The organism is Maribacter sp. MAR_2009_72, assembly GCF_007827235.1.
In the GTDB taxonomy this organism is placed as follows: Bacteria; Bacteroidota; Bacteroidia; order Flavobacteriales; family Flavobacteriaceae; genus Maribacter; species Maribacter sedimenticola.
In genome coordinates this window covers 3,554,739-3,569,632 of record NZ_VISB01000001.1, presented here as the reverse complement: position 1 = coordinate 3,569,632, position 14,894 = coordinate 3,554,739, and the positions used below count along the sequence as shown (strand labels likewise).

The 14,894-nt window shown below is 39.8% G+C and carries 8 protein-coding genes and 2 tRNA genes; 5 read left to right on the top strand and 5 right to left on the bottom strand.

What is annotated here, in order from left to right; genetic code table 11:
* Positions 1-111 precede the first annotated feature (111 nt).
* Positions 112-642 (bottom strand): RNA methyltransferase, encoded by a 531-nt coding sequence (locus JM81_RS14910; RefSeq protein ID WP_144804592.1) that lies wholly within the window; start codon positions 640-642, stop codon positions 112-114.
* 161 nt (positions 643-803) lie between these two features.
* On the opposite strand from JM81_RS14910, the gene mutS reads away from it, so the two are divergent.
* The 5 genes from mutS (at position 804) to JM81_RS14885 (ending at position 5,753) form a co-directional block, all read left to right on the top strand.
* Positions 804-3,386, top strand: coding sequence for a DNA mismatch repair protein MutS (gene mutS, locus JM81_RS14905; RefSeq protein ID WP_144805662.1), 2,583 nt, complete (start codon positions 804-806; stop codon positions 3,384-3,386).
* Positions 3,387-3,483: 97 nt separating this feature from the next.
* Positions 3,484-3,555: transfer RNA gene (locus JM81_RS14900), tRNA-Gly, on the top strand.
* Between the two features lie 44 nt (positions 3,556-3,599).
* Positions 3,600-3,683, top strand: a tRNA-Leu gene (locus tag JM81_RS14895).
* A gap of 118 nt (positions 3,684-3,801) precedes the next feature.
* Positions 3,802-4,437: a vancomycin high temperature exclusion protein gene (locus JM81_RS14890; protein WP_144804590.1), complete on the top strand. Its 636-nt coding sequence runs from the start codon at positions 3,802-3,804 to the stop codon at positions 4,435-4,437.
* A 59-nt stretch (positions 4,438-4,496) separates the two neighbouring features.
* Entirely contained in the window at positions 4,497-5,753 is a 1,257-nt protein-coding gene (locus JM81_RS14885; protein WP_144804588.1) for an NRAMP family divalent metal transporter, read from the top strand.
* Between the two features lie 12 nt (positions 5,754-5,765).
* On the opposite strand, the gene JM81_RS14880 is transcribed toward JM81_RS14885, so the two are convergent.
* The 4 genes from JM81_RS14880 to fabD form a co-directional block, all read right to left on the bottom strand.
* Positions 5,766-7,685 carry an OmpA family protein gene (locus JM81_RS14880; RefSeq protein WP_144804586.1) on the bottom strand — a complete coding sequence of 640 codons (1,920 nt, stop codon included), beginning with the start codon at positions 7,683-7,685 and terminating at the stop codon, positions 5,766-5,768.
* 11 nt (positions 7,686-7,696) lie between these two features.
* Positions 7,697-8,677, bottom strand: coding sequence for a type IX secretion system membrane protein PorP/SprF (locus JM81_RS14875; RefSeq protein ID WP_144804584.1), 981 nt, complete (start codon positions 8,675-8,677; stop codon positions 7,697-7,699).
* An 8-nt stretch (positions 8,678-8,685) separates the two neighbouring features.
* Positions 8,686-13,803 carry a Calx-beta domain-containing protein gene (locus JM81_RS14870; protein WP_186435588.1) on the bottom strand — a complete coding sequence of 1,706 codons (5,118 nt, stop codon included), beginning with the start codon at positions 13,801-13,803 and terminating at the stop codon, positions 8,686-8,688.
* Positions 13,804-13,957: 154 nt separating this feature from the next.
* The gene (gene fabD, locus JM81_RS14865; RefSeq protein WP_144804580.1) at positions 13,958-14,851 is read right to left on the bottom strand and encodes an ACP S-malonyltransferase; all 894 of its coding nucleotides are present in this window, start codon (positions 14,849-14,851) and stop codon (positions 13,958-13,960) included.
* Positions 14,852-14,894 lie beyond the last annotated feature (43 nt).

Here is a 14,894-nt window from a genome sequence, read left to right as displayed (position 1 = left end):
TATTGGTCAATTTCTTGCGTAAATGAAAAGGATTTGCTTTATTGCATGAGCATAAGAGCAACTAACTAACTCAAACTATACTCCAAAAACCTGGTCATTGACCAGGTTTTTTTATGCATTTAATTTACTCCAACAGTCCCACACGACAATACCTACACTTACAGCCACGTTTAAGGAATGTTTGGTACCAAACTGAGGAATTTCCAATACCTCATCACTTAAGGATACCACTTCCTGGGCCACTCCTTTTACCTCATTACCAAAAATCAACACTTGTTTTTTATCAGTAGAAGGGAGAAAAGTTTGTAATAAGGTGCTGTTTTCAGCTTGTTCAACGGCAATTACATGACAGTTCTCCATTTTTAATGTTCTGACCAATTCCTTTGTATCCTCAACATACTCCCATGCAACACTATCTGTAGCCCCCAAGGCCGTTTTGTGAATATCCTTATGGGGAGGTTGAGCGGTAATTCCGCATAAATAAATCTTTTCAATAAGAAAGGCATCTGCTGTCCTAAATACGGAGCCTATATTGTTAAGGCTCCTAATATTATCCAGGACAATGATAATAGGTGTTTTGCCGGCAAGCTTAAAATCTTCCACATTTTTTCTTTCCAACTCGTCATTTCTAAGTTTTCGCATTTTCCTTGTATAAATTAAGTGATCTGTTGGGATAAACTTATCCTCAAATATCAACAATCATTTAAAATCCATTGATAAAATCATACTTTCGTGAAGGTGCAAAATTAAGAGATAAAGATAACGTGGCGGATAAAAAACAGACAAAAAAGGTAACCCCTTTAATGAAGCAGTATAACACCATCAAGACTAAATATCCTGATGCGCTTTTACTATTTCGGGTAGGTGATTTTTATGAGACTTTTGGCGAGGATGCCGTAAAGGCCTCACAAATACTGGGCATTATCCTTACCAATAGAAACAATGGCAGTGAACGTACAGAGCTAGCCGGGTTTCCGCACCACTCCCTTAACACCTATTTACCCAAATTGGTTAAAGCTGGCCAACGCGTAGCAATTTGTGACCAGCTGGAAGACCCAAAGCAGACCAAAACCATTGTAAAAAGAGGTGTAACGGAATTGGTAACACCAGGGGTGGCCATGAATGATGATATTCTACACGCTAAAACAAATAATTTTCTTTGTGCCGTACACTTTGGAAGAAAAAAAATTGGTATTTCTTTTTTAGATATCTCTACAGGTGAATTTTTAACGGCAGAAGGCGGTGAAGAACAGATAGATAAACTACTCCAAAATTTTTCACCGAACGAAATCCTGATTTCCAAGGCCCATAAAAAAGAATTTACAGAAGTCTTTGGCAAGAATCACCATTTGTTCTATTTGGAAGATTGGGTTTTTCAAGAAGATTATGCCCTTGAAAATCTGACTGCCCATTTTAAGACCAAGACGTTAAAAGGTTTTGGTGTAGACCATTTGGTATGTGGTACTATTGCCGCCGGGGTCATTCTTCACTATTTGGGAGAAACGCAACACCGTCAATTACAGCACATATCCAAATTACAACGTATAGCAGAGGACGATTATATTTGGATGGATAGGTTTACGATCAAAAATCTAGAATTGTACCATTCCTCCAACATCAATGCTGTTACGCTTTTGGATGTAATAGACAAAACAATTTCCCCAATGGGTGGGCGTATGATCAAAAGATGGTTGGCCCTACCCTTAAAAAATCTGGACAAAATTAAAAGAAGGCAGCAAATTGTTTCTTATTTGCATAACGATGAAACCACTTTAGAAAGGTTTCAACACCACATAAAACAGATGGGAGACCTTGAGCGTCTCATATCAAAAGTTGCTACGGGAAAGGTATGTCCAAAGGAGGTGGTACAATTAAAAAATTCCCTTGAGGCATTAATACCCATAAAACAGTTGGCCACGGCATCCAAAAACGAAGCATTGGCTCTTACCGGAGATAAAATTCAATCCTGTGATCTATTAAGGGCAAAGATTAAGGAAATGCTCAGCGAAGATGCTCCGGCCAATCTATTAAAAGGCAGCACCATAGCACCTGGGTTTTCCGAAGAATTGGATGAACTCAGGAATTTGGCTACTTCAGGCAAAAATTATTTAAAAAGTATGCTTGAACGGGAAACTGCCGCCACAGGTATTACATCTTTAAAAATCGCGTCTAATAATGTTTTTGGATATTACATTGAAGTAAGAAATACACACAAGGACAAAGTACCGGAGACTTGGACCCGTAAGCAGACCTTGGTCAATGCAGAACGCTATATCACAGAGGAATTAAAGGAATATGAAGCAAAAATATTAGGTGCGGAAGACCGCATATTAAGCTTGGAACAACAGCTGTTTTCCCAATTGGTGGTCTGGATGCAAGAATACATTACGCCCGTCCAAAACAATGCCCAACTCATAGCACATTTAGATTGCCTTTGCGGCTTTGCCCAATTAGCCAAGGAAAATGCCTATAATTGTCCTGGACTTAACGATTCAATGGATTTAAAAATTACCAATGGCCGCCATCCGGTAATTGAAAAACAACTTCCTTTAGGCGAACAATACATAGCAAACGATTTGTTTTTAGACCGTTCCAACCAGCAATTTATTATGATAACAGGCCCTAATATGAGTGGTAAATCCGCTTTATTAAGACAAACGGCGCTCATTGTACTTTTGGCACAGATGGGGAGCTTTGTACCTGCGGAAAATGCGCAAATTGGTGTGGTAGATAAAATATTTACACGTGTTGGGGCAAGTGACAATATTTCTATGGGAGAATCTACTTTTATGGTAGAAATGAACGAAACAGCATCTATCCTGAACAACCTCTCCGAACGAAGCTTGGTCCTACTGGATGAAATAGGTAGGGGAACAAGTACATATGACGGTATTTCCATAGCCTGGGCCATTTCAGAATACCTTCATGAACATCCTGCAAGGGCAAAGACCATGTTTGCTACACATTATCACGAACTCAATGAAATGACCAACACTTTTCCTCGTATTAAAAACTTTAATGTAGCCATTAAAGAATTAAAGGATACTGTATTGTTCCTTAGAAAATTGGTACCGGGAGGCAGTGAACACAGTTTTGGTATACATGTAGCAAAAATGGCCGGAATGCCACAACAAGTTATTCAAAAGGCCAATAAAATTTTAAAGAAGTTGGAAAGTTCACATGCAAATGGCGAAATGGGCGAGCAATTAAAAAATACTTCTGATGAAATGCAGCTCAGCTTTTTTAACCTTGATGACCCCTTGTTGGAAGAAATCAAAGAGGAAATCACTCATTTAGACATAGATACGCTTACTCCTGTAGAGGCATTAATGAAATTGAACGAGATTAAACGATTGCTCACAAAGAACAAGAAAGCCACTTCGTAATATTTTTTATTTCTTTTGCTTAAAATTACTTTGGTTTTTGCAGAATTGTATTAAATTTGCACCCGCATCTTTTAGGAGATGTACGTTCATTAAAATTGCGAAAGTAGCTCAGGGGTAGAGCATCACCTTGCCAAGGTGGAGGTCGCGGGTTCGAATCCCGTTTTTCGCTCAAAAGATGCCGTTTCACGGCATTTTTTAATTACTACCAGATTGGCTCGAGTGGTGGAATTGGTAGACACGCCGGACTTAAAATCCTGTGCTCTTTGGGGCGTGCGGGTTCAAGTCCCGCCTCGAGTACAAAAACCCTTGTTAATCTTTTGATTTTCAAGGGTTTTTTATTTAGTATCATTTTATATTAAAGATTGAGCTTCAAAAGTTAATAGGTAATATTATCTTTAATCAAGAATAGGAGTAGATGCTAAAAACAATTTTAAAGATTTCCGGAGCATTGTTAATTGCGTTATTACTCGTGATAATTTGTTGCAATGCCATTATTACCAGCACTACCGAAGACAAAACATTCTTTGATGTCCAACAAATTCCTACCAATAGGGTTGGTTTAATTCTTGGTACATCCAGCAGATTAACGGATGGTTCTCCAAATCCCTATTACACACACAGAATAAATGCCACGGTTGCCCTATACCAAGCCAATAAAATTAAATTTGTATTGGTTAGCGGGGATAATGGAACTATTTATTATAATGAACCGGACACTATTAAAAAAGACCTGATCAAAGCAGGCATACCCGAAAAGGTAATTTTTCTGGATTATGCCGGATTCAGAACATTGGATTCCATGGTTCGCGCAAAATTTATTTTCGGATTGAAAAAGGTAACGGTAATATCCCAACAATTTCATAACGAACGCGCCATATATATTGCCCAACAAAAAGGTTTGGATGCAATTGGTTTTAACGCAAAAGACCTTTCTACATCACAAGGAATCAAAGTGCAGGTTAGGGAATATTTAGCTAGGGTAAAGGTGTTCATAGACGCACTTTTAAATACACAGCCCAAATTTTATGGCGAGCCCATAGAAATAAAATAGGTCTTTACAGCTTCAATTAAAAAGTTTACATTTATGGACACCAACCAAAACTACATCTCGTGTCCAGAACAGGAAAACTGCTTAGAAATCTAGGTCCAGGGTTATTATTTGCCAGTATGGCCATTGGCACCTCACATCTGGTATTATCCACAAAGGCAGGTGCGCAATATGGTTGGTTGATGGCCATTCCTATTATCCTGGCCAATATTCTAAAATATCCTTTTTTTGAATTTGGTGTGCGTTATACCAGTGTTACCAATAAAACATTGATTGAGGGGTATTTAAACAGGGGTAAGGGGTATTTATGGTTTTATGCAGGGATAACATTGCTGACCACTTTTACAATATTAGCAGCGCTGTATACGGTTACCGCAGGATTGTTCATTAATCTCTTTGATATAGGACAAAGCTCTGTAGCTACAGTAGCACTTTGGCTTTTTATCATTATCAGTGCGTTGCTAATTTTCGGTAAATATAAATTTTTGGAAATTAGTTTAAAATTTGTGGTCAGTATTCTATTCGTAGCCCTGGTCATTACCACAATATTAGTGCTGTTGCAAGGGCCTGTGCCCCATGTACCCAATTTTAAGCCTACTCCTATATTCAATGAGGTAGGTGTTTTGTTTTTAATAGGATTAATGGGTTGGATGCCTACCACGGTAGAAGCTTCTAGTTGGGTAAGTCTTTGGAGTATTGAAAAATGGAAGAATCAACCAAAGCCAAGTTTAAAGGAATCATTACAGGAATTTAATGTTGGTTATGGAATTACGGCTATCCTAGCCCTATTCTTTATGATTATAGGTTGGTTTACCTTATATGGCACTAATACGCAATTGAGTGACAATGCTGTTAGTTTTGCTGATCAAATAGTACTTTTATTTACTGAACATATAGGTTCATGGGCCTATATATTCATTGCAATATCTGCATTTGCGACCATGTTCAGTACATGCATGACGGCACACGATGCCATTACTAGGGTAAGTTTGGACATTATTACCTTATTAAAAGAAAAAAGTACGGTCAAGGAGAAGAATAACAAGTTATATTTCTCAATTGGCGTCATCTTATTGGCAGTAATCAATTTTGTAGTCATTACTGCCTTTAGTGCCAACATGGGGAACCTTGTAGCCTTGGCTACTTTTGTTTCATTTGTAGTCGCCCCTATCATAGGCTATATGAATTTAAAGAACGTTACCAGTACTGAGGTAGCTCCAAACTTAAGACCGAACAAAAATCTAAGGATTTTGACCTATATGGGCATCGTCTTTTTGTCCTGTTTCTCCTTGTACTACTTTTACATTGTAATCTTTTAGGACAACATACCCTTATTTATCTACCACAACGATTAAAGTACGTTCATTTTGCTTGTGAAGAAAATCTAGACAATAGGCTCCATTGGTACAGTTGTTCTTTATTTTTTCCTCTCCAAAACCAACTACATCTACAATATTATTTGGACTTACACCTTTTTGAAGCAAATAATTTTTAATGGTATTAGCCCTATCCGTAGAGAGTTTTTTATTGTAAGCGCTACTTCCCCTACTGTCCGTGTGGTTTTCAATTACCATTCTTAAACTTGGAAAATGCATAACGGCATCCACCACTTTGTTAAGCTCGGTTTCTACTTGAGCGTTAATTGTAGATTTCCCTTTATCAAAATAGAATTTATCCAATTTTAATATGGTTTTATCCTCTTTATTGGTCAGCAAATCCTCTAGTTTTACTAGTCCCATATTAAAAGATTTGTTTTGAAGATCTTCCATACCATCTTCCGAGTAGGTCGTAGACAATTGAGAATAGCCATTCTTGGAAGTCTGTACCGTAATCTGACTTGACCATGGCACCTCAATTCTATAATCCCCATCTACCGTTGAAAACGTTTCCTTTAGGACTTCACCCTCACGGTCTAACAATTTTATACTCACCTTGTCCAATCCTACCTTGTTGGTAAGGTTCACTACCTTACCTTTAAGAGTGAATGTTTTAAGCCCAGGGGTATTTTTTAAACTAAATCTATAAAGATCATCACCACCTTTTCCCCCATTCCTATTTGATGAAAAATAACCAGTCAATGAATTATTATCGGCACCTTCTTTAATGATAAAACCAAAATCATCCGCTACCGTATTTATTCCGTTTCCTAGGTTGACCGGTATCGTAAATGCATCACCTTCCAACATATTGGATTTATAAATATCCATACCACCATAGCCATAAAAAATATCCGATGAAAAATAAAGGCTTCCGTTATGGATATAGGGCGATATCTCGTTACCCGGAGAATTGATACGGGGGCCAAGATTTTTAGGTGCAGAAACGATTTGGCCATTGTTGGTGTACACATAATACAAATCCGTACCACCGTAACTATCATCAAAATTGGCAGCAAAAAAAAGACGACCAGTTCTATCTTCCAAAAACGGATAATAAAAAGATGTACTAAGGTCTTTCAATAAAAACCTGAATTTTCCACTGTCCGTTAAAATACCTATGGCCAATGCATTTTTTCCATTTTCATCATAAGCAAGCTCATCGTTTTCAGTATTGGAAAGAATGTAATAGAACGATGCATATTTTTCCGAATAATATGGCGTTGATTTATGAAATCTTGAATTTGGAATTTTATCGAAAACCCTAACATCCACTAATTCCCCATCAGCACCTAACCTGCCATAATAGATATCTAAATAGGATTCTCCAGAGGGTTCATAAACACTCTTTGATTTTTGAAGCCTACTACTGGAGAACAACAACCCATCTTTATAGAATGTTGGTGAAAAATCTCCTTGGGCACTATTGGCACCTATGCCTTCAATTACCGTATTGCTATTGTCTGTGGCAATTTCCAAAAGGCTGTAATTAAATTCTGCATTTTCAAGAAGTTCCGGAGATAACTTATCCGCTTTTGACCTTAAAAAAGTTTTAACCCGTTCCCGTTCAGAATTTTTACTTAGGCTCTGCAATAATTTATTAAATTGATTGACAGTCATAATGGTGTCATTCTTATTGACATCCAGGTATAGTTTGGAAGCATCGTCAAACTTACCTGTTTGAAAATATGCATCTGCCAAATTCAACAATTGCACATTGCTTAGCGACCTTTTGGCCATTTCACTCTTATATTCCGCAATTGCTTTTTCATATTGATAGGCATAGAACAAATCATCCGCTTTGGATTTTTTTTGCTGTCCCAATAGCGAAAATGGAAGGAAAAATAAAATAGTAAGAAATAGTTTATAGTTCATTTTCGTTCGCTTTAAAAGAATCGAGGTGAATCAATTTGTTTAGGTTTGCCTTTTGCATTTTTATCCTTGTCACCACTATTTTTGGCAGGACCGCTTCTACCAATGTAAAATTTCAGGATTACCTCATGAGAGCCATTATTGAATTCCCCTAATAAATTGGTATTATAATCATATGAATATCCTACGAACAATGAATTGGAAACCTGAAACCCTGCAAGGCCACTAAAGGCGTTATCCAGGCGGTAAGAAGCACCCGCCGTAACTACATCGGAAATTAAAAAATTCGTGGATAAATTTACGTTTACCGGAGATCCTTGAATGGAGTTTACCAAAAAGGCTGGTTTAAATTTTAGGTTATCCGAAATATTGAACACATATCCTCCTATAAAATTAAACTGAATCTTATCCTCAACAATTGCGGCAACATCATCATTATACACACCTTCCGTTAAAAAGTTGGGCACAGATGCGCCCAAGTACCAATCATCTGAATATAAAAATGCACCCGCACCTACTGTGGGGTAGAATTTGTTGAGCATTTCCTCGTTTAAATTCTCTCCAGGATTTTCAAAAGTACCTTTGGAAAAATCTACATTTAAGAAACTTCCACCCGCGTCTATACCAAAAGAAAGCTTGGTTTCATCACTGACCATAATCTGGTATGAGTATGAAATATCCGCATAGGTCTGGGACATTGGTCCCAATTGGTCACTTACTACGTTCAACCCCAATCCTACCTTCTCATTCTGAAAAGGCAAATTGGCCCCAAAACGAAACGTTCTGGGCGCACCGGGTATATCTATCCATTGTGCCCTATATAGTGCGGATAATTCCGGAGATTCAACAGTACCCACGTAAGCCGGGTTAAAACTGCCAATATTATACATATACTGCGTATACTGCGGTTCTTTTTGTGAATATGCATTAAAGCCTAAAAAACAAAATAGAACCAGTGCAATTGTATAACCCTGTGTATTTAAGTTATAATCCATAATTTATTTTATCTGATAAGCTGTATCCAACCCTTGTCAATAACTGCGGGTTCATTATTAATGCTATAATTCATAATATAAAAATAGGTTCCTTTTGGCACTTCCTTACCCTTATAGGTACCGTCCCAAACATCCACATCATTTATTTTTTCAGTTTCAAATACCAAGTTTCCATAGCGGTCATAAATCTTGATTTTGTACTGCAGATTTACTTCTGTTTGCACACCTGTTTCCGGGTCTGTCAACGTACGATTAATACGTAATATCTCATTTTGATTATTACCATTAGGCGAGAACTGGTTAAATAGGAAGCCAGGCTCTGCTTCCGTCTTATTGATGACCTCTACCTCAACCGTAGCTTCATTGTTCAATGTATTGCCATCTCTTGGAAATGATGAGACAATATTGGCCGTATTGGTGAAAACACCTATTTGAGGAACTCTGGCGCTAATAATCAAGCGTGCGGTTTCTTCCCTGTTCAATGACGGAATACTCCAATTACCTGTTGTTTCATCATAGACACCATTAAAATCAGATTCCGCCGATACGAATTCAAATCCGTTTTCAGCCAAAATCAAATCGTTGACCACAATATTGGTAACCACATCCGACTCGGAAATATTGGTTACCCTGATAATAAACTCTACCACATCGCCTACCAGTGCCTTATCCGGGCGCGCTTCTTTCTCAATTTTTAAATCCACACCTTCAGGAGCCTCCGTATTCAAGATTACGGTTGCCTCATCATTGGCCGGATTATTGTCCGTTGGTATGGATTCCAACAAGGTAGCCGTATTTGTATAAGGTCCCTGCTCCGCAACAACAACGGTAATGGACAGCTCAACAGAGAGACCTGCCTCTAACTCAGCAATATTCCAATTCCCCGTTATCTCATCATAATTGGCAGAAGTGGAGGAAACAAAATCAAAACCAAGTTCTAATAGATCACCGACAACTATGGCCCTTGCGGTCCTATTGGATAAATTGGTCACCAAAATTGTAAAGGTTATGGTATCACCTACCAAGGCATCTGGGTTGTCAACCGTCTTCAATACTTCTAAATCAATGGGGTCATCGCAGTCGGGTGATTCGACCGGATCACAAGGATCGTCCGGATCAGAACCGTTGGTCTGTTCGTCCAGATCGGAAATACCATCACCGTCCGTATCACAACTACCATTAAATCTATTTGGAATACATGGGTTATTGTTTGCCGGATCCTGTTGATCGTTAACCCCGTCATTATCGGTATCCAAAATATTGGAATCCAATGCATCGATTATACCATCATTATCTTCATCTAAGGGATTATTGATATCCGGCCCTACTTCTTCACCATCATTGATACTGTCCCCATCCGTATCCGGATTATTGGAATCCGTACCCAGACCAACCTCTTCACCGCCTAAAAGTCCGTCATTATCATTATCGCTCTCACAATCACTAACATTGATGGTCACATCTACGGAAGGATTCGTACATGGTGCCGTTGAATTTGTTGTCGTAAATCTAAAGATATAGTCTCCGGAAGTCAATCCTTCAAAATTGACCACATTGGTAGAGTTGATCACTACATTATCTTCAGGGCCCGAAAGGAAAACCCATACACCGGCATCTGCATCCGTTAATGTACTATCCAGATCTAACGATGTAAGACCGTTTGTGGCCAAACTACAGATAGAAGCATTTTGTGCCGTTCCCGTAGTAGCCTGTACCCCTACACGGGCAACAACTTCTTGCCGAGCCGTGGTACAACCATTTTCGGTTGCCTCTACATAATATGACCTTGTAGCGCTTAACCTTGGTGTGGTAAACGTTTGACCAAATGCAATAGGAGTATCGGCATCAATGGCATCATACCAATTTACGGATGCTCCCTCACTAGGTTCCGCACTTAACAAAAGCGTACCGGGACCACAACGCTCGTTACCTGCAACATTGACAAATTGTGGAATGGTATTTTCTACAATCTGTACCTCTATGGTACCACTTGCACAATTATTTGTCGCATCATAAAAGAAACCATAGTATGATGCTTGTGTATCTATGTTTTGCGCCTCTGTTGGCGATAAATGGGAATCTGTATTCAAGGGGTCCGATACCCTACTCCATGTTAATACGGTACCTGTAGGAGCCTCAGATTGTGTATAGTCATATAAATTGGCAATAAAGCCATCGTCACTTCCATCTTCCACACAATAAATCATAGATACCGAAGGATCCAAAATTGGTGCGGCCACACAATTATCATCATCATTGATCGTACCTATGGCCGTGCCACCATTGGTTCTTTGCACATTATTGGTTGGTACTCCCAATTGCACGGTAAACGTTTCCGTTTCTTCCAAAAGTTCGTCATTGATGATTGGGACTACAATTTGCAACGTTTCGTTTGCCGTACCGGTAAATGTCAAGCTTCCATTGACACCGTCATAATCAATACCCCCGCCAATAGCCGTATCATCCTCAAAAGAATAGTTAACCGTAGTTCCGCCCACGACGGCAAGATTAAGTACTACATTGAACAATAATTCACCAGAGGCAACATCTTCATTTACCGTTGCATTGGATATGGACAAAGAAGCTTGGTCGTTATCCTCTATGACTACGGTAGCGGAACGAGTTGCGGCTGCCCCCAAGACATAACCCGTGCCAGCGGCAAGGGTAATGACCACATTTTCCGAGCCTTCCTGCAACTGATCATTAATCGGGGTAATGGTAAGTACGGCGGATTGCTGTCCATTAGGAATCACCACCGCATTCGCATTTATTTCCGTATAATCCACACCATTTGTAGCAGTACCGCTTATGGTATAATTTACCGTTATGGCACTTCCTGTATTGTTGGGCGAGTTAAGGTTGATGGTAAATTCTCCCGTGGCCAGAGCACCATTACTTTCCGCAGCCGTAGCATCGGAAGCCGTGATGCGAGCTATATTGGCATCATCACTGATAATAATGACCGTAGCACTGTTCTGGGCTGCAATAGTATATCCTGTACCTGCTGCCAATGTTAGAATTACCGTCTCGTTATTTTCAATAGCACTATCATTGATAGGTGTTATGGTTACCGTTGCCGTACGTTGATTATTGGCGATGGATACCGAACCACTTAAATTACTATAATCTAAACCTTGTGTAGCGGTACCGGTCATGGTATAATTAACCGTAATGGGGCTACCCGTTTGGTTAACTGCACCCAGGTCTATAGTAAAAACACCATTGGAAACCGGATTTTCATTGGCAGAAGCCGTTGTGGACTGCACACTGGCCTCAAAGGCATCATCATCATCGTTGATTACCGTAACATCGTCAACGTCATCACCATCCAACCCATTATAACTAATATCCGTTGATGTTACATTTCCCGTAACAATGGTATATTCCACATCACCATCTACGGCAGAATCGTCAACACCGGTAATGGTAACCGTTGCCCCGGTTTGCCAATTGGTAGCGTTCATTACAACATTGTCCGGAACCGTACCTTCTGTTTCATCACTACTGCTCAAAGCAATAGTAACCGGAGCCGTAGGTTGGGAATCCAAGGTGACCAAAAATGTAGCCGTTGCACCATCCTCAGCGGTGTTACCACTAATCGCACCTATATTAATCCCAATAGTATCATTATCATTGTTTGCAACCGTAACATTAGCTACATCTGCACCTGTTAGACCATTATAGTTGGAATCCGTAGATGTAACATTCCCCGTGTTGATGGTATAGATAATATCACCATCTGCCACATCATCATCTACTCCGGTCACCGTTACAGTAACCCCTGTATCCCAATTAGCTGCAGGAACAGTGACGGAAGCCGGGACCGTACCTTCCGTAGCATCCGAACTGGATAACGCTATGCTTACAGCTGCGCTAGGCTGGGTATTCAAGGTTAAGGTAAAACTTGCCGTGTCCAAATCTTCACTGGTATCTCCACTGATCGGGCTAACGCTAACCCCAGGAATATCATCATCTAAGATAGTCACAACACCAGAATCGACCGCTCCAATTTCAAAAGCCGTAGTACTTGCCCCTGCATCTAGACCCGTAATGGTCAATTCAATTATTTCGTTCCCCTCTACCAATAAATCATCAATAGCTTCGATATCTATAACCCTAAAAGACCTTCCATCCTCAATTATAAGGGTACCACTTAGGGCCACATAATCATCATCTGGGGTTGCATTACCTGAAATAGTGTAACTTACCGTAAGGTCATCTCCCGTATTGTTTTCTTCGCTAAGATTTATCCTAAACCGACCATCTTGACCTGATTCATCTTCATTTACAGTAGGCCGTACAGGATCAACTGACACCTCTATAAAATCATCGTTTAAAATAGTACCTTCTGCGTTTGGTCCTAGGATGATATTACTATTGTCAACACTTGTCAATATAATTTCAAAAGTTTCATCCGCCTCAATATTGCTGTCGTTTAAAGTGGTTACCGCCAATTGTTTTGAAACTTGACCAACGGCAAATGTAACCGTTCGTTCACCGGCACTGTAATCTTCAGGGTCTTGAAGCGTTCCTGAACCGGGAGTAGCGGTTCCACCAGAAAAATTAACAGTTACCGTATAATCAACTTCGACCCTGGTATCGGCCACGAGATTAAACACTAAATTAGTACCTTCCTCAGCACTTGTATCACTAACAGTGACCGTGGCAAAGTCATTATCCTCTATAATCATGGTGGCGGAATTACTCGCTGCACCAGCATTTATGGTATAATCATCACCTGGCAACAAAAACACGCTTAATGTTTCCTCACCTTCAACCAAAGCATCATCGTTAATCCCATCAACAATAATATAGCCTGAAATTTCACCTGCAGGCAATACTAATTCACCAGAAAGGTCATTTCTGTCCACACCTCCTTCTGTTGCCGTAGTCAATAATTCATCTACATCGTAATTAATAGTTCGTTCAATATCAGCCGGTGGAAAGAGACTGTTTAGCTGCACTAAAAATCGGCCGGTACTAGTTGGGCCCGCGGTTTCACTTCCGTTTCTGTCCACACTAATGGTTGCTCTTTGACCATACATCAAAGATGATCCCAACAACATTCCAAAACAAAAAAGTTTAGTGATTATGCTTTTATACCTATGCCAATTAAGCTTATTCATTTTCATAGCGTTTATTAATATCCCATAGATTCACGAAGATTGTTCTAGATCTTCGCCAAAAAATAAGGGCCTCAATATTACAAAAAAATCAAGGTAAAGCCCTCACAAACAGTTGAAAAAAGGATTTTTGGGTTGAACGGTATTATAGCCACTTTTAAGCTTCCATATCCAGGGATGGGGACTGCGTTTGTACACTGGGCTCAATTTTTCTGATCAGCCCCTGCAACACCTTGCCCGGACCTATTTCCGTAAACAAGCTAGCGCCATCCTTGACCATTTGCTGTACACTCTGTGTCCATTTTACCGGGGCCGTAAGCTGCAACATTAAATTTTTCTTGATTTCCCTGGCATCATTGACCGCTGTAGTAGGTACATTTTGATAAATAGGACAACTAGGCACTGCAAACTGAGTATTTTCTATGGCTGCTGCCAATTCTTCCCGTGCCGGCTCCATTAAGGGCGAGTGAAAAGCTCCGCCAACAGGTAACATCAAGGCGCGTCTTGCACCTGCTTCCTTTAATTTTTCGCAAGCCAGTTCAACGGCAGCTACCTCTCCTGAAATAACCAATTGTCCCGGGCAGTTATAATTTGCGGCTACCACTACCCCCGTGGTTTCCTCACAAATTTTTTCAACGACATTATCATCCAGACCCAATACGGCCGCCATAGTGGAAGGTTTAAGCTCACAAGCCTTTTGCATGGCCAAAGCACGCTGTGATACCAGTTTTAATCCGTCTTCAAAACTTAACGTATTATTGGCCACCAATGCCGAAAATTCACCTAAGGAATGGCCTGCGACCATATCTGGTTTAAACGCATTTCCCATAACCTTGCTCAATATTACCGAATGTAGAAATATGGCAGGTTGGGTAACCTTGGTTTCCTTTAAACCTTCTGCCGTACCATTGAACATTACATCTGTAATGTCAAAGCCCAATATTTCATTTGCCTGTAAAAAGAGTTCTTTGGCAATTGGGTATCTTTCATAGAGATCCAATCCCATTCCAACAAATTGGGCACCTTGCCCAGGAAAAACATATGCGTTCATAACTTTTAGTTTAGGTGCGGCAAAAATACGGATTTTAGACAGA

Excerpts from the sequence above, each read along its gene's own strand:
- JM81_RS14910 (WP_144804592.1), bottom strand. The coding sequence starts at position 642 with ATGCGAAAACTTAGAAATGACGAGTTGGAAAGAAAAAATGTGGAAGAT.
- mutS (WP_144805662.1), top strand. The coding sequence starts at position 804 with ATGAAGCAGTATAACACCATCAAGACTAAATATCCTGATGCGCTTTTA.
- JM81_RS14890 (WP_144804590.1), top strand. The coding sequence starts at position 3,802 with ATGCTAAAAACAATTTTAAAGATTTCCGGAGCATTGTTAATTGCGTTA.
- JM81_RS14880 (WP_144804586.1), bottom strand. The coding sequence starts at position 7,685 with ATGAACTATAAACTATTTCTTACTATTTTATTTTTCCTTCCATTTTCG.
- JM81_RS14875 (WP_144804584.1), bottom strand. The coding sequence starts at position 8,677 with ATGGATTATAACTTAAATACACAGGGTTATACAATTGCACTGGTTCTA.
- JM81_RS14870 (WP_186435588.1), bottom strand. The coding sequence starts at position 13,803 with ATGAATAAGCTTAATTGGCATAGGTATAAAAGCATAATCACTAAACTT.
- fabD (WP_144804580.1), bottom strand. The coding sequence starts at position 14,851 with ATGAACGCATATGTTTTTCCTGGGCAAGGTGCCCAATTTGTTGGAATG.